Raw genomic sequence first — 15,509 nt, 5'->3', positions numbered from 1 at the left:
GGCATGCAGCGCATCCATGGTCTGAACCCGTCGCGCCGGAGCCTGCTGGCTGCCGCGCTGGCCGGCGCTGCGGCACTGGCCGGTTGCGCCAGCGCCAGCGCGCCGGTGGTCCCGGCTGCAACGCGTGCGGCGCTGGCGCCGACGGGCACGCTGCGCGTGGCCGTCTACCCGGGCAGCCCGACCTCGCTGGTCGAGCAGGCGTCGCCTGAGCGCATGCGCGGCGTCAGCGTCGACATCGGCCGTTCGCTGGCGGCGCGCCTGGGCGTGCCGGCCCAGATCGTGGTCTATCCGCGCCTGGCGCAGGCACTGGAGGCGGTGCAACGCGGCGAGGCGGATTTCACCATCACCAATGCCACTGCGGAGCGCGCGCGCGTTGTGGACTTCGCGTCCACGCTGGTCGACCTGGAGCTGGGCCTGCTGGTGCCGGCCGCATCGCGCGTCACGGCTGTCGAGCGGCTGGACCAGGCTGGCGTGACGGTGGGCGTGAGCCAGGGCAGCTCCTCCGAGCGGGTGCTGGGCGGCCGTCTCAAGCAGGCCAAGCTGCGCAGCTTGGCCACGCTGGAAGCGGCCGGCGCCGCGCTGCGCGCGAGCGAGATCGACGCCTTCGCCACCAACAAGGCCATCCTGTTCGAGCTGGCGGAACGCGCGCCTGGCACACGCGTGCTGGACGGCCGCTGGGGCACCGAGCATCTCGCGCCGGCCATCCCCAAGGGACGCGAGGCCGGCATGGCCTGGCTGACATCCTTCACCGAAGGAGTGCGGCGCAACGGCGAGCTGGAACGCGCCAGCCAGCGCGCCGGCCTGCGCGGCACGGCGCCACCGGCGCCCTGAGTCCCCACTCGCGAAGCGCTCAGCGCTTCGGCCGCTGCTTGGCCAGGGCCACGTACCAGTCCAGGCAGGCCGGGTTGGCCATCGCATCCTTGTTGACCACCTTGTCCAGCGGCTGGCCCAGCAGCAGCTTCTTGACCGGCAGCTCCTGCTTCTTGCCGCTGAGGGTGCGCGGGATCTCGGCCACCAGGAAGATGTCGTTGGGCACGAAGCGCGGCGACAGCGCGGTCTTGATCGCGCTGTTGATCTTCTCGCGCATGGCGGCGTCCAGCGCCAAGCCCGGGCGCAGCACGACGAACAGCGGCATATAGCTTTCGCGGCCCAGGTACTCCAGGTCGACCACCATGGAGTCCAGCACCTCGGGCAGGGCCTCGACCGCGCTGTACAGCTCGCTCGTGCCCATGCGCAGGCCGTGGCGGTTGATGGTGGCGTCGCTGCGGCCGTAGATGATGCAGCCGCCCGAAGGTGTGATCTTGAGCCAGTCGCCATGGCGCCAAACACCTGGATACGTGTCGAAGTAGCTGGCGATGTAGCGCTGCTTGCCCTCGTCGTTCCAGAAGTAAAGCGGCATGGACGGCAGGGGCTGGGTGCAGACCAGCTCGCCCACCGCATCGGTGACAGCCTCGCCCTGCTCGTTCCAGGACTCGACCGCGCAGCCGAGCAAGCGGCACTGCATCTCGCCGGCCTTGCTGGGCAGCTCACGGTTGCCGCCGATGAAGGCGCCAGCGAAGTCGGTTCCGCCCGAGATGTTCGCCCACCAGATCTCCGGCACGCCGATGCGGCGGAATTGCTCGCTTCCCCAGTTCTGCACCTCCGGCGGCAGCGGCGAGCCTGTGGCGCCCAGGGCGCGCACGGTCTTGAGGCCCGGCAGCTGCGCCAGATCGACACCGGCCTTCATGCAGTTGGTAAAGAAGGCCGCGCCGGCGCCGAAGAAGCTCACGCCCAGGTCGGCGGCAAAGCGCCAGAGCGTGCTCCAGTCCGGCGCATCCTTGCTGCCGGCCGGATTGCCGTCGTAGATGCAGCAGCTCGTGCCGTTCAACAGGCCGCTGGCCTGCACGTTCCACATCACCCAGCCGGTGGAGCTGTACCAGTGGAAGCGTTCGCCCCAGCTGTTGGCCGCATGGCTGGGGCCGATATCGTTGTGCAGCACCTGCAGCACCAGGGCCACCAGCACGGTGCCGCCATGGCCGTGGACGATGGGCTTGGGCAGGCCGGTCGTGCCGCTGGAGTAGACGATCCACAGCGGATGGCCAAAAGGCAGGCAGAGCGGCTCAAAAGCCGCTGTTTGGGCATCGTTTCTGGCTGTAGCCCCCGAAAAATCTTGCGACTCTGCTATGGAATCAGGAGCATCCAGCTGCCGGTGCACGAGCAGGTGGCACACGCTGGGCAGGGCCTCGCGCAATTGCCTGACCACGTCCGCGCGGTCGACATCGCGGCCGCCGTAGCGCACGCCATCGCAGGCGATAAGCACCTTGGGCTCGATCTGGCGGAAGCGGTCCAGCACGGCCGCCGTGCCCATGTCGGGCGCGCACAGGCTCCAGACGCCGCCGATGCTGGCCACGGCCAGGAAGGCCACCATGGTCTCGGGGATGTTGGGCAGGTAGGCGGCCACGCGGTCGCCGGGCTGCACGCCCTGGGCCTGCAGGTGCAGGGCCAGCGAGGCGACCTGGCGGCACAACTCGGGCCATGACAGTTCCCTGTGCTCACCCTTTTCGTTGCGGCTGACGATGGCCGGCATGCCGGCGGCTTCGGCCGCATCGACGTGGCGAAAGACCTGCTGCACGTAGTTGAACTGCGCGCCCTCGAACCAACGGGCCTGCGGCATGCTGCCCGTGACGACGGCGCTGTGCGGCGTCGGCGACTGCAGTTCAAAGTAGTCCCAGATGCTCTGCCAGAAGGCCGGCAAGTCGCTGGTTGACCAGCGCCACAGCGCATCGTAGGAGTCGAACGCCAGGCCGCGCTGCTCGCGCAGCCAGTCCTGGTACAGGCGGACCTGGGGAACGTGGGGGGCTCTGCTCATGCCGCAAGCGTAGCGCCGGATGGCAGTTCTGGCGGAGCGGGAATGCCCTGAAAACAGAACGCCTCAGGCGCGGCGCGCGCTGGCGCGCAGGCTTTGCACCAGCAGCCGCGCGGGGACGCTCAGCGCTGCCTCGTCACGCACCGAGATGACGAACTTGCGCCGCGCCCAGGGATTGCTCAGGGGCACAACCTTCAGGCCCTGGGCCTGCTGCTGGGCCCGCGCCTCCTCGCGCGGCACGATGGCCAGGGCCAGGTTGGCCGCGACGATGCGGCAGGCGGCGTCCACCGTCGAGACCTGGATGCGGTAGCGCATGCGCTTGCCGGCGGCAGCCGCCTGGCCTTGCTGCGTGGCCTTCATGATGCTGCGCGCCACGATGTCCACATGCTCGTGGTCGATGGTGTCTTCGAAGGCGATGGAGCGGCGCCTGGCCAGGGGATGGTCCGGGTGCATGACCACGGCCAGGTGGTCGCTGCGGTAGGCAAAGGTCTTGAGCTGGCGCATGTCCACCGCGTCCCAGCACACGCCGATGTCGGCCCGGCCCTCCTCCACGCCACGAACCACTTCCCAGATCTCGCGCTCCTCGAAGCTCACCCGCACGCGCTCGTACTGGCGCGCGTACTCGCTCACATCCTCGGGCAGGAACTGCGCCACGGCCGACATGCTGGCAAACACGCGCACATGGCCTTGCACGCCGTCGGCAAAGGCGCCCAGCTCGGCCTGCATGCGGTCCAGCAGCGCCAGGGACTCGCGCGCATAGCGCCACAGCGTCTCGCCGGCCGGCGTGACCACCACGCCGCGCCGCCCGCGCTCGAGCAGCTGGGTGCCAGTCTGTTCTTCCATCTGGCTGATGCGTTTGCTCACCGCCGAAGGCACGATGGCCTCGCGCTGCGCCGCCGAGGCGATGTTGCGCTCCTCGCAGACGGCGATGAACAGGCGCAGGGAGAGGGGGTCGAAATGGCGCATGGGTTCAGACATCTTATCCCGGCATGGCTGACGTCAAAGATGACCACTTCAGAGATGACAGAAAGCGCGGCACCATGCGCCCACAACAAGGAGACAAGCGATGCACCGCAACACCCTCACGGCCGCTCTGGCGCTCGCGCTGGCAGCGCTTCTCGCCACCACTGGGCCCGCACGGGCCCAGGACTTCCCGACCAAGCCAATCAGCATGGTCGTGCCGTTCGCTCCGGGCGGCCCCACCGACACCGTGGCGCGCGTGACGGCGGAAACCATGTCGCGCATCCTGGGCCAGCAGGTGATCGTGGAAAACGTCGCCGGCGCCGGCGGCACCATCGGCACCGCCAAGGTGGTGCGCGCCAAACCGGACGGCTACACGCTGCTGCTGCACCACATGGGCCTGGCGACAGCCGCCACGCTCTACCGCAAGCTGCCATACGATACCAAGGGCGACCTGTCGGCGATCGGCATGGTTTCGGACGTCAGCATGACCATCATGGGCAAGCCGGGTCTGGAGCCCAACACGCTGGGCGAGCTCATCGCCTGGGCCAAGGCGCGCGGCGACAAGGTCACTTTCGGCAATTCGGGGATGGGCGCCGCCTCCCACCTGTGCGGCATGCTGTTCCAGCAGGCTATCCAGACGCAGCTGACCACCGTCCCCTACAAAGGTGGCGGCCCGGTGATCCAGGACCTGATGGGCGGGCAGATCGACCTGGCCTGCGAGCAGGCGACCACCTCCGCGCCGCTGGTCCAGGCCAAGCGCGTCAAGGGCTATGCAGTCACCACCAAAACCCGCTTGCACGCCCTGCCCGACGTCCCGACCGCCAACGAGGCCGGGCTGCGCGGCTTCGAGATCAGCGTCTGGCATGGTCTGTACGCGCCCAAAGGCACGCCGGCGCCCGTTATCCGCAAACTGTCCGAGGCCCTGGCCACCGCATTGCGCGATCCAGCACTGCTGCAGCGGTTCGCCGGCATCAGCACGGACGCAACGGCCGACCGGGCCACGCCGGAGGTCCTGCGCCGCACCTTGAACGCCGAAGTGGACCGCTGGGCGCCGATCATCAAGTCTGCCGGCCAGTTCGCCGACTGACTTCTTCCCCGTTTTTTCACCCCGAGGACCTGTTCTTCCCATGCGCATCGTTGAAATCCGGGAGCGCACCGCTCCCATCGCCTCCCCCATCGCCAACGCCTTCATCGACTTCTCGAAGATGACGCTCAGCCTGGTGGCTGTCGTCACCGACGTCATCCGCGACGGCAAGCCGGTCATCGGCTACGGCTTCAATTCCAACGGCCGCTACGGCCAGGGCAGCCTGATGCGCGAGCGCTTCATCCCGCGCGTGCTGGAGGCCGCGCCCGAGAGCTTGCGCAATGAGGCGGGCGACAACCTGGACCCGCACAAGATCTGGAACACCATGTTCAAGAACGAGAAGCCCGGCGGCCACGGCGAACGCTCGGTCGCCATGGGCACGATCGACATGGCGGTCTGGGACGCGGTGGCCAAGATCGAGAACAAGCCCCTCTTCCGCCTGCTGGCCGAACGCCACGGCACCAAAGCCAACCCCAAGGTCTTCGTCTATGCGGCCGGCGGTTATTACTACCCGGGCAAGGGCCTGGAAGGCCTGACCGCCGAGATGCAGGGCTACCTGGACCGCGGCTACAACGTGGTGAAGATGAAGATCGGCGGCGCGCCCCTGGCCGAGGACTGCAAGCGCATTGAGGCCGTGCTGGCCATGCTGCCGCCCGGCTGCAAGCTGGCGGTGGATGCCAACGGCCGCTTCGACCTGGCCACAGCCGTCGCCTATGCCAAGGCCTTGAGCGCCTACGACCTGTTCTGGTACGAAGAGGCCGGCGACCCGCTGGACTACGAGCTGCAAGCCAAGCTGGCCGAGCACTATGCCGGGCCCATGGCCACGGGCGAGAACCTGTTTTCCATGCAGGACGCGCGCAACCTGGTGCGCTACGGCGGCATGCGGCCGGACCGCGACTGGCTGCAGTTCGACTGCGCGCTCAGCTACGGCCTGGTGGAGTACCTGCGCACGCTGGAGATGCTCAAGGCCAACGGCTGGGGTTGGGACCGCTGCATCCCGCACGGCGGCCACCAGATGTCGCTGAACATCGCGGCGGGCCTGGGCCTGGGCGGCAACGAGTCCTACCCCGACCTGTTCCAGCCCTATGGCGGCTTCCCGGATGGCGTGCGCGTCGACAACGGCCACATCACCATGCCGGAACTACCGGGCATAGGCTTTGAGGGCAAGGCCGACCTGATCCAGGAAATGCGCAGCCTGTCGGCCTAGATTTGCACTTTCGCACGGGCGTGCTATATTTCGCCGAATGGACGCCAAGACCCAGAAATCTGAGCTGACCCGCGCCGCCATCGTCGGGGCTGGGCTGGACCTTGCGTCCGAGCAGGGACTGGAGGCGATCACGCTGCAGGCCGTGGCCGACCGCATCGGCCTGTCCAAGAGCGGCGTGTTCTCCCGCGTGGGTTCGCGCGAGGCGCTGCAAAAGGCCACCATCGACGAGTTCGGGCGGCGCTTTCTGGCCGAGGTGTTCGTGCCCGCCATGCAGGCGCCCAAGGGCCTGCCGCGGCTGGACGCCATCGTCCAGCGCTGGATCGTGCGCACCCGCGACGTCGAGGCCCACACCGGCTGCATCTACAGCGCCGGCGCCTTCGAGCTGGACGACCGCGAAGGCCCGCTGCGCGAGCACCTGCACACCGAGATCATCCGCTGGCGTGGCGCGCTGCGCCGCGCCGTGCTGCAAGCCGTCGAGGCCGGCCACCTGCAGGCCGACACCGATGCTGACCAGCTCGTGAGTGAGCTCAATTCGCTGATCCTGGGTCTGCTGCACGACGCGCGCTTTCTGCGCGACAGCCGCGCCGCCGACCGCGCCCTGGCCACCTGGCAGCGCCTGCTGCGCAGCTACACCGCATAACCCCAAGAGACGGAGACATGTTCTTGCCCCTGACCTTCCGTTTGCCGACATTTCGCACGATTGTGCGAAGAAAGGATTTGCCATGCTCACCCTTGTGATCCTTGCCGCCGCCTGGGGCGGCTGGCGCGTCACCCGCGCCGCCATCCAATCGTTGCGCAGCCTGCCGCAGCGCAATGAAGACATGGTCTTCTATTGAAGGAGCAGCGATGACACGCACCGCCCTCGAGGCCACCTCGGCCTTCTACCAGTCCAGCCCCGGCATCCGCCTGTTCCGCCTGCTGCTGGCCGCATCGCAGCGCGTCTGGCCAGCCCTGGCCGTGCGCGCCGCCTGCCGGCTGTTCCTGACGCCCTTTCCGCCCAAATGGCTGCACCGCGGCAAGCCCTGGGATGCGTCCTGGCGCATTGAGGCCTGGCCTTTCGAGAGCGCCAGCCTGACGCTGTACTCGCAAAGCGCCGCGCCACACGGGCCGGTGGCGCTGCTGGCCCACGGCTGGGGCGGCCACGCCGGCCAGATGCTGGCCATGGCGCAGGCGCTCGCTGCCCAGGGCCTGCGCCCGGTGATCGTGGAGATGCCGGCCCACGGCCGCAGTGCCGGCTCGGAAAGCACGCTGCCGCAGTTCACACGGGCGCTGGACTACGTGGCGGCGCGGCTGCGCCAGGAGGGCCATACGGTGCGCGTGCTGGTGGCCCACTCGCTGGGCGCCAGCGCCGCCGCCTATGTGGCCAGCCGCGGCCTGCCGCTGGAACGGCTGGTGCTGGTGGCGCCCGCGGCCTCGCCGCCGGAGTACACCCACCTGTTCGCCCAGGTCTTCGGCCTGTCGGAAGCCACACGCGCTGCCATGCAGCGGCGCATCGAAGCGCGAGAGGGCCTGCTGATGCCCCAGTTCGTTCCCGACGCCGTGGGGCCGCGCATCCATGTGCCCACGCTGATCGTCCATGACCGCGGCGACAGCATCAACCGCTTTGCCGACGGCCAGGCCTATGCGCATGCCGTGCGCGGCGCCGAGCTGCTGGCCACCGAAGGCCTGGGCCACCGCAAGCTGCTCAAGGATGCGTCCGTGCTGGGCCGGGTCGCGTTGTTCGCGCGCTGACCCTCGCAAGCCGTGTTGCGTTGCGGCTTGCACGGCCGCACGCCAGCCCCTAGCATCGCCGCACCCAAAACAAAGGAGCGAGCGATGGGACTGTTCAACTGGACCGAGAGACCAGCCTCCGTGCTGCAACAGGGCGGAGTGATTGCGCCGGACGAGCGCCTGCCCTGGCCGCAGACCGCCGTCATGGGCGTGCAGCACGTGATCGCCATGTTCGGCGCCACCGTGCTGGCGCCCATCCTCATGGGCTTCGATCCCAATGTGGCCATCCTGATGAGCGGCATCGGCACACTGATCTTCTTTCTCATCACCGGCGGCAAGGTGCCCAGCTACCTGGGTTCGAGCTTTGCCTTCATCGGTGTGGTGATCGCCGCGACCGCCTATGCCGGCAAGGGTCCCAATCCCAACATCGGCGTTGCGCTGGGCGGCATCATCGCCTGCGGTCTGGCCTACATCGTCATCGGCGCCATCGTCCAGGCCTCGGGCACGGCCTGGATCGAGCAGCTGATGCCGCCGGTGGTCACCGGCTCGGTGGTGGCTGTGATCGGCCTGAACCTGGCGGGCATCCCGGTCAAGAACATGGCAGCCAGCAACTTCGATTCGTGGATGCAGCTGGTGACCTTTGTCAGCGTGGCGCTGGTGGCGGTGTTCGCCCGCGGCATGGTGCAACGCCTGCTGATCCTGGTCGGCCTGATCGTCGCCACCGTCATCTATGCGGTGCTGACCAACGGCCTGGGCCTGGGCAAGGCCATGGACCTGTCGGGCATCGCCAATGCCGCCTGGCTGGGCGCGCCGGCCTATGCCGCGCCGGCCTTCAGCGCCGGCGCCATGCTGCTGATCGCACCCGTGGCCATCATCCTGGTGGCCGAGAACCTGGGCCACCTCAAGGCCGTCACCGCCATGACCGGGCGCAACCTCGACCCCTACATGGGCCGGGCCTTCATCGGCGACGGCGTCGCCACCGTGGTCAGCGGCGTAAGCGGCGGCACCGGCGTGACCACCTATGCCGAGAACATCGGCGTGATGGCGGCCACCAAGATCTATTCGACGGCAGTCTTCATGCTGGCCGCGCTGTTCGCCATCGTGCTGGGCTTCTCGCCCAAGTTCGGCGCCGTCATCCAGGCCATCCCGCTGCCGGTGATGGGTGGCGTGAGCATCGTGGTGTTCGGCCTGATCGCGGTGGCCGGCGCCAAGATCTGGGTCGACAACAAGGTCGACTTCTCCGACAACCGCAATCTGCTGGTGGCCGCCATCACCCTGGTGCTGGGCACGGGCGACTTCACCCTGAAGTTCGGCGACTTCGCCCTGGGCGGCATCGGGACCGCCACCTTCGGCGCGATCGGGCTGTGGGCCCTGCTGGGCCGCGCGAAGCGCTAGCGCGCCGGGGCGGACGCCGGCTTCTTCGCCGCGTCGCCGCCAAACAGCTTGCCGACGGCAGCGCCCACGCTGGCGCCGATGGCCGTGCCTATGCCGGGCAGGACCGCCGTGCCGACGACGGCACCGGCAGCGGCGCCGGCCATCGCCGTCGGTGGCACCGTGACCTTGGGTGCGCCCAGCGGCCCGGCGAACTGCAGCGGCACACCGACCAGGCCACCCACCAGGTCCACCCGCAGCTCGCCCTCGACCTGGCGGTTGGCGATTGTTGCGTGGCCGCTGGCGCTGAAGGTCTCGCCGCGCGCCTGCAAGCCGCTGTAGCGCACCACCATGCCCTCGGGCGTGTTCTGCGTGTCCATCTGGCCGCTCAGCGATTGCAGCGGCGTCTGGCCTGCACGGTCCTGGCCGGCGGTGCGGATGGCCTTGTCGATGTCCAGGCGCAGCACGGTCGCCGGCTGCATGCTGAACGTGGTGCGGGTGTGCAACGAGCGCGCCAGTTCCGCGATGGTGTGGCCATCGGCCGACAGCAAGCTGCGGCCCGAGGCCTTGCCGCGCACCACCGAATTGCGCTTGAAGGCAGCCATCGCGCTGTCCACTTCCACATTGCGCGGCGCCAGCTCGCCCGCCAGGTGCAGGCCTTCCGCGGCTGGCGTGAGCGCCACCTGGCCATGTGCAGTTCCGCCGCCCAGCAGCAGCTGCACCTGCCAGCTGTCGGCATCGCCTTCGCGCTGCAGCTTCAACTGGGTCAGCGGTTGCACACCGGGGCGCACGACTTGCGCCTCACGCGGCCGCCAGCCGGCGTCGAAGAACACATTGCCGTCGAACTCCAGCGCCTTGCCATAGCGTGTCACCCAGCTCAGGTTGTGGAAGCGCAGCTGCGCGATCGGCACGCCCTCCTGATGGGCAGCCTTTGCCGGCTGCAGCCGCAGGCCGCGCAGGGCCAGCTGCGGCATCACGCCGCCTTCGACCAGCACATGGTCGAAGCGCAGCTGCCGATGCAGCAGTGCCCGGATCTGGGGCTGGGCCACCAGGCGGTCGAAGCGGATGGGCTCGGGCTGGACGGTGGCGGCGTTTTCGATGACCAGGGCAGGCCAGGGCAGGAGCTGCCAGCGCACCGAGCCCAGGCTGACCTCCACACCCAGGCGGGCCTCGGCCTGGGCCTTGACGCGTGCGCCCAGTTCCGCGTCGGTCGGCAGCCACCAGGCGAGCAGCAGCGCCAGCGCGCCAGCGACGGCAGCCAGGCCCAATCCGATTGACAGCATGCGGCGCGCGCGGCGTTCCATGCTGCCAATCTAGGGCAGGGCCGGCGGGCCACGCGTAGGCCTGCGGCCTGAGCGCGTGCAGGCCGGGCGGACGAGTGCGCCCTAGAATGCGGCGATGCGCATCTGGACAAAACCGGTGTCGGTCGAAGAACTCACCGCCATCCACAAGGACACGGCCGTCGCCCACCTGGGCATGGAATTCCTGGAGGTCGGCGACGACTTCATCCGCGGCCGCGTGCCGGTGGACACCCGCACGCGCCAGCCCTACGGCCTGCTGCACGGCGGCGTGTCGGTGGTGCTGGCCGAGACCCTGGGTTCCTGCGGCGCCGCCTATTCCTGCCCCGAAGGCCACCGTGCCGTCGGCCTGGACATCAATGCCAACCATCTGCGCGGCGCGACCTCGGGCTGGGTCACCGGCATCGCACGGCCGGTGCACATCGGCCGCAGCACCCAGGTCTGGCAGATCGACATGGCCAATGACGCGGGCGAGCTGACCTGCGTGTCGCGCATCACCATGGCGGTACTCGCGCCGCGCTAGTCTGCCGCGCTGCGCGACAGGCGTTCGCTCTTCCAATACACATCGTCGCCACCGTTCATGCGGTTGCAGACGCGGGCCAGCACGAACATCAGGTCGGACAGGCGATTGAGGTAGTGGCGCGGCGCCTCCTTGAGCGCCTCGGCCGCGCCCAGGGCCACGACGGCGCGCTCGGCGCGCCGCGCCACCGTGCGGCAGACATGGGCCTGCGACGCGGCGCGGTTGCCGGCCGGCAGGATGAACTCCTGCAGCCGCGGCAAGGCGGCGTTGTGCTGCGCCAGCGCCTCGTCCAGCGCCAGCACCGCCTCGGGTTTGAGCAGTTCGAAGCCGGGAATGGACAGCTCGCCGCCCAGGTTGAACAGCTGGTGCTGGATCTCCACCAGCAGGGCGGGCACACCTTCGGGAAGAGACTCGCACAACAGCAGGCCGATGTGGGAATTGAGCTCATCGACTTCGCCCATGGCGTGGACACGCAGGCTGTCCTTGGGCACGCGCGTGTTGTCGCCCAGGCCCGTCGTGCCGTCGTCGCCGGTGCGGGTGGCTATCTGCGTGAGGCGCTGTCCCATATGGCTCCCGAAAGAATCAATGCAAGCGCCATTGTCCCATCGGCCGCGTAACGAGTGCCCTGCAGATGTGTCTGGCGCAACAGCAGGCAAAAGTGCTGGCCGGCGGCTGCCGCTTGCGCTGCAATGCGGGCTCTTCCACAACAGCCCCATCCCATGCAGGTGAAACGACGGACTCTCGACGATTTTGAAACCCGCAGCGTGGCCCTGTTCGCCACCGTGCTGGTGAGCATGGCCCTGGCCACATCCGCGCGCGCCCAGACCGCCACGCCCCCGGTGCCCAGCCTGTCGGCCCCCCAGGCCGCCGACAAGGCATCGAAGATGAAACTCAGCGCCGCACAGGTGCAGCAGGCCTTCCAGCAGATCGACAAGAACCGCGACGGCAGCCTGAGCCGCTCCGAAGTCAGCGTCTTCCCGCGCATCGAGCGCCATTTCGAGCGCATGGACGTGAACGGCGACGGCAAGCTCTCGCCCACCGAATTCGAAGACGCCGTCCAGCAGTCGTCCTGAGCGCGGCGACGAGCAGCCTTGCGTCGCGGGGTGTCAGGCGATGATGTTCGCCGCCGCGATGGCGGTGTTGACCACGCCGACCAGAACGATCACCTGGTCCGCGCTGCCATTGCCATCGGTGTCGTTGAACAGATAGCCGTTGGTCGCGTCGAACTGGAAGGAGAACAGCTCGGTGGCGGCCGACCCGGCGTCGAGCGTCGCAAGCGCCGTGTTCGCCGCCGCCAGTGCCGCGGCAAAGTCAGCCACCGCGGCGCCCGCTTCCACGTAGGTCGCCACGGCGCCGCCCACCACCGCCGCCGTGCCCATTTTCAGGACGTCGTTGGCGCCGGAGAAATTGCTGATCTTGTCCGCCGTCGCCAGCGTGATGCCGGAGTCCGCGTTGCCGACCACCAGCGTGTCCGGCGCCGCGTCCACCTTCAGGGTGATGGTGTCCGCGCCCAGGCCGCCGGTGATGGTGTTGGACGTCGCGGTGCCGCTGCCCAGCAAGGTCAGCGTGTCGTTGCCACCGTTGGTGGTGTAGACATTGCTGCCACCCCATGTCGTGACCTTCACGATGTCGGCGCCGGCGCCGGTCGTGATGGCCTGGGTGCCGGCGGTTCCGGTGTTGGTGGCAGTGACGGTCACCGCGCTGGTGCTGGTGCTGACAATGGACAGGTTGCCGGCCTTGTTCTGCAAGGCCGTCACCGTCGTCAGCATGGCGCCGCCTCCGATGGCGTCGCCAATGGCCTGGTCGCCCGCGCCGTTCGATGTTGCCGACACGGTGGTCAGCCCCGCGCCCTTGATGGTCTGGTTGCCGGCCAGCGTTGTCGAAGTGACCGTGGTCAGTGCGCTGCCCGTGGTGATGTCATGCGCACCTGCGCCGGAGGAGTTTGTGGTGAGGGTGGCCACATGGCCAAATCCGCTCATGTCGATCAGGATCGCGCCGGCGCCGTTCGATGCCAGCAGGTTCACGCCGGAGGCGAACGCGGTGTTGAAATTCGCGCCCGTGGTGATGGTCTGCGCACCCGCGCCGCCGGCGGTGATGAAGGCCAGCTTCTCGATCCCGCTGACCTTGGACCACAGGGCGTCGGGCGGCGTGATGGCCACGGCGCCAAGCGTGTTGATGCTCAGCGTGTCCCCGCCCGAGCCATTGGCGCCGCCGGCGATGGTGTCACTGGCGTTGAAGGTTCCCACGCCCCCGTCGGTGTAGGTGCCGTTGATGATGTCGTCCCCGGCTCCTGCGGTGATGCTCTCGGCGCCGATCACGTTGAGCGTGAAGGTGGCCCCGCTGTCGCCGCCGCCGCCGCCGGGCCCCGGCACAGTGACCACCGTCCCGCTGGCAATGGCGACCTGCCCCACCAGGATGAGGTTGGCGGCGGTGACGCTGGCCGCGGTCCCGTCAACGCTCTTGAGGAAACTGCGCGCCGCAGCCGCTGCTGTCGTGCCGGAATAGCCGCTGATTTCAGCTGCCGTGTCCAGCTGCGCCACGAAGGCACTGGAGAGGGCCAGCTTGTTCTGCACGCTGAGCTTGTCCGTGTTCTGTGCGCCCTGCAGGATCGCCAGGGCGGCGCCGGCGGCGCTGATGCGGCCGGCGGAGACTTCGGCGGACCAGTAAGTCAGTCCGGCGGTCTCTGCGTCCCGGTTGAACAGGTTCTGGTAGATCGCGTTGATCTGCGCAGCGCCGAAGGTGCTGCCATACAGGGCCAGCGCCTCGGGCGAGGCACTGAAGTTGGCCGCCACGCTTTGCATGGTGTTGGCCGGGTTCCCGGTGTAGAACTGGATGCCGCTGTTGTCGGCGGGTCGGCCGAAATAGGCCAGATACAGTTCGGACAGCTGGGTGGGGGATACGGCCATGGGAAAACTCCTGTAGAACCCGGAAAGCGGGTTCTCTTCAGGGTGCGCCCGGAACTTCAAACCAGCGTAGGGCAACGGGTAGCTGAGCTTGTAGTCAAAACCGCTGACAAGCGAACCATCGTTCTCATGACCGTGCCCAGGGCGGGGCGTAAACTGGCATCCCCCGACGGAGACCCGCATGAACGCCCCCACCGCCCTGTCCCACCTCGTCCCCGAAATCCGCCAGCGCGAAGTGCCGCAGGCACTGATCGACGCACTCAAGGCGCGCTTTGCCGACCAGTGCTCCACGGCCATGGCGGTGCGCGAGCAACACGGGCGCGACGAGTCGTCTTTTGAGGCGCCGCCGCCGGCGGCCGTGGTGTTCGCGCAAAGCACCCAGGACGTCGCCGATGCCGTGGCCCTGGCCAGCGCACACAGCGTGCCCGTCATCCCCTTCGGTGTGGGCTCCTCGCTGGAAGGCCATCTGCTGGCCGTGCAGGGCGGCATCAGCATCGACGTCGCCCGCATGAACAAGGTGCTGTCCATCAACGCCGACGACCTGACGGTGACGGTGCAGCCGGGCGTGACGCGCAAGCAGCTCAATGAAGAGATCAAGAGCACCGGCCTGTTCTTCCCCATCGACCCGGGTGCCGACGCCTCCATCGGCGGCATGGCGGCCACCCGCGCCAGCGGCACCAACGCCGTGCGCTACGGCACCATGCGCGAGAACGTGCTGGCGCTGGAGGTGGTCACCGCTTCGGGCGAAGTCATCCGTACCGGCACCCGCGCCAAGAAGTCGTCGGCCGGCTACGACCTGACGCGCCTGATGGTGGGCAGCGAGGGCACGCTGGGCGTGATCACCGAGATCACGGTGCGCATCTACCCGCTGCCCGAAGCCATCTCGGCGGCGATCTGCTCCTTCCCCAGCATCGAAGCCGCGGTGCGCACCACCATCCAGGTGATCCAGCTGGGCGTGCCGATCGCGCGCGTGGAGCTGATCGACGTCAACACCGTGCGCATGGTCAACGCCCACAGCAAGCTGGGCCTGCGCGAAGAGCCCATGCTGCTGATGGAATTCCACGGCTCGCCCGCGGGCGTGAAGGAGCAGGCCGAGACGGTGCAGGAGCTCGCCAGCGAGCACGGCGGCAAGGCCTTCGAATGGGCCAGCACGCCGGAAGAGCGCACCCGCCTGTGGACGGCGCGGCACAACGCCTACTTCGCCGCCATCCAGTCGCGTCCGGGCTGCAAGGCCATTTCCACCGACACCTGTGTGCCGATCTCGCGCCTGGCCGACTGCCTGCTCGATTCCGTGGCCGAGGCCGATGCCAGCGGCATCCCCTACTTCCTGGTCGGCCATGTGGGCGACGGCAATTTCCACTTCGGCTACCTGCTCGACCCCAACGACCCCAAAGAGCGCGAAGTGGCCGAGAAGCTCAACCACGACCTGGTGGCCCGCGCGCTGCGCCTGGAAGGCACTTGCACCGGCGAGCACGGCGTGGGCCTGCACAAGATGGGCTTCCTGGTGGACGAGGCCGGTGTCGGCGCGGTCGACATGATGCGCACCATCAAGCGCGCGCTTGATCCCAAGAACATCATGAACCCCGGGAAGATCTTCGCCCTCTAGAG

The 15,509-nt window shown here is 68.5% G+C and carries 14 protein-coding genes; 9 read left to right on the top strand and 5 right to left on the bottom strand.

The features are described from left to right. Nucleotides 1-3: 3 nt before the first annotated feature. A complete protein-coding gene (locus tag Q0632_RS19905; protein ID WP_298933477.1) occupies nt 4-831 on the top strand; it encodes a transporter substrate-binding domain-containing protein in 828 nt (275 codons plus the stop codon). A 19-nt stretch (nt 832-850) separates the two neighbouring features. On the opposite strand, the gene Q0632_RS19900 is transcribed toward Q0632_RS19905, so the two are convergent. Then, complete coding sequence (locus tag Q0632_RS19900) at nt 851-2,848, bottom strand: acetoacetate--CoA ligase (RefSeq protein WP_298933475.1); 1,998 nt, start codon at nt 2,846-2,848, stop codon at nt 851-853. 63 nt (nt 2,849-2,911) lie between these two features. Beyond that, a complete protein-coding gene (locus Q0632_RS19895; RefSeq protein ID WP_298933473.1) occupies nt 2,912-3,811 on the bottom strand; it encodes a LysR substrate-binding domain-containing protein in 900 nt (299 codons plus the stop codon). A 100-nt stretch (nt 3,812-3,911) separates the two neighbouring features. Here Q0632_RS19895 and Q0632_RS19890 point away from each other — a divergent pair, with 100 nt between their 5' ends. The 5 genes from Q0632_RS19890 (at nt 3,912) to Q0632_RS19870 (ending at nt 9,204) form a co-directional block, all read left to right on the top strand. After that, on the top strand, nt 3,912-4,895 hold the full coding sequence (locus tag Q0632_RS19890; RefSeq protein ID WP_298933471.1) for a tripartite tricarboxylate transporter substrate-binding protein: 984 nt from the start codon (nt 3,912-3,914) through the stop codon (nt 4,893-4,895). Nucleotides 4,896-4,935: 40 nt separating this feature from the next. After that, complete coding sequence (locus tag Q0632_RS19885) at nt 4,936-6,099, top strand: mandelate racemase/muconate lactonizing enzyme family protein (protein WP_298933469.1); 1,164 nt, start codon at nt 4,936-4,938, stop codon at nt 6,097-6,099. 37 nt (nt 6,100-6,136) lie between these two features. After that, the gene (locus tag Q0632_RS19880) at nt 6,137-6,739 is read left to right on the top strand and encodes a TetR/AcrR family transcriptional regulator (RefSeq protein ID WP_298933467.1); all 603 of its coding nucleotides are present in this window, start codon (nt 6,137-6,139) and stop codon (nt 6,737-6,739) included. Nucleotides 6,740-6,945: 206 nt separating this feature from the next. Beyond that, the gene (locus tag Q0632_RS19875; protein ID WP_298933465.1) at nt 6,946-7,830 is read left to right on the top strand and encodes an alpha/beta hydrolase; all 885 of its coding nucleotides are present in this window, start codon (nt 6,946-6,948) and stop codon (nt 7,828-7,830) included. A gap of 84 nt (nt 7,831-7,914) precedes the next feature. Continuing rightward, on the top strand, nt 7,915-9,204 hold the full coding sequence (locus Q0632_RS19870) for a solute carrier family 23 protein (RefSeq protein ID WP_298933463.1): 1,290 nt from the start codon (nt 7,915-7,917) through the stop codon (nt 9,202-9,204). Here Q0632_RS19870 and Q0632_RS19865 read toward each other — a convergent pair. Then, a complete protein-coding gene (locus tag Q0632_RS19865; RefSeq protein ID WP_298933461.1) occupies nt 9,201-10,484 on the bottom strand; it encodes a glycine zipper domain-containing protein in 1,284 nt (427 codons plus the stop codon). The genes Q0632_RS19870 and Q0632_RS19865 overlap by 4 nt on opposite strands. Nucleotides 10,485-10,578: 94 nt before the next feature. Here Q0632_RS19865 and Q0632_RS19860 point away from each other — a divergent pair, with 94 nt between their 5' ends. Then, complete coding sequence (locus Q0632_RS19860) at nt 10,579-11,001, top strand: hotdog fold thioesterase (protein ID WP_298933459.1); 423 nt, start codon at nt 10,579-10,581, stop codon at nt 10,999-11,001. On the opposite strand, the gene Q0632_RS19855 is transcribed toward Q0632_RS19860, so the two are convergent. Beyond that, the gene (locus Q0632_RS19855) at nt 10,998-11,564 is read right to left on the bottom strand and encodes a cob(I)yrinic acid a,c-diamide adenosyltransferase (RefSeq protein ID WP_298933457.1); all 567 of its coding nucleotides are present in this window, start codon (nt 11,562-11,564) and stop codon (nt 10,998-11,000) included. The genes Q0632_RS19860 and Q0632_RS19855 overlap by 4 nt on opposite strands. A 153-nt stretch (nt 11,565-11,717) precedes the next feature. Between Q0632_RS19855 and Q0632_RS19850 the strand changes: the two genes are divergently transcribed. Then, on the top strand, nt 11,718-12,071 hold the full coding sequence (locus Q0632_RS19850; RefSeq protein WP_298933455.1) for an EF-hand domain-containing protein: 354 nt from the start codon (nt 11,718-11,720) through the stop codon (nt 12,069-12,071). Between the two features lie 33 nt (nt 12,072-12,104). On the opposite strand, the gene Q0632_RS19845 is transcribed toward Q0632_RS19850, so the two are convergent. After that, complete coding sequence (locus tag Q0632_RS19845; protein ID WP_298933453.1) at nt 12,105-13,904, bottom strand: DUF4214 domain-containing protein; 1,800 nt, start codon at nt 13,902-13,904, stop codon at nt 12,105-12,107. 178 nt (nt 13,905-14,082) lie between these two features. Here Q0632_RS19845 and Q0632_RS19840 point away from each other — a divergent pair, with 178 nt between their 5' ends. After that, nucleotides 14,083-15,507, top strand: a complete 1,425-nt coding sequence (locus Q0632_RS19840; protein ID WP_298933451.1) for an FAD-linked oxidase C-terminal domain-containing protein — start codon at nt 14,083-14,085, stop codon at nt 15,505-15,507. The last annotated feature ends 2 nt before the right edge of the window (nt 15,508-15,509 follow it).

Origin of the sequence: uncultured Ramlibacter sp. (assembly GCF_936925435.1) — a bacterium.
Taxonomy (GTDB): Bacteria; Pseudomonadota; Gammaproteobacteria; order Burkholderiales; family Burkholderiaceae_C; genus Ramlibacter.
This window is presented reverse-complemented; position numbering and strand designations above follow the sequence as displayed.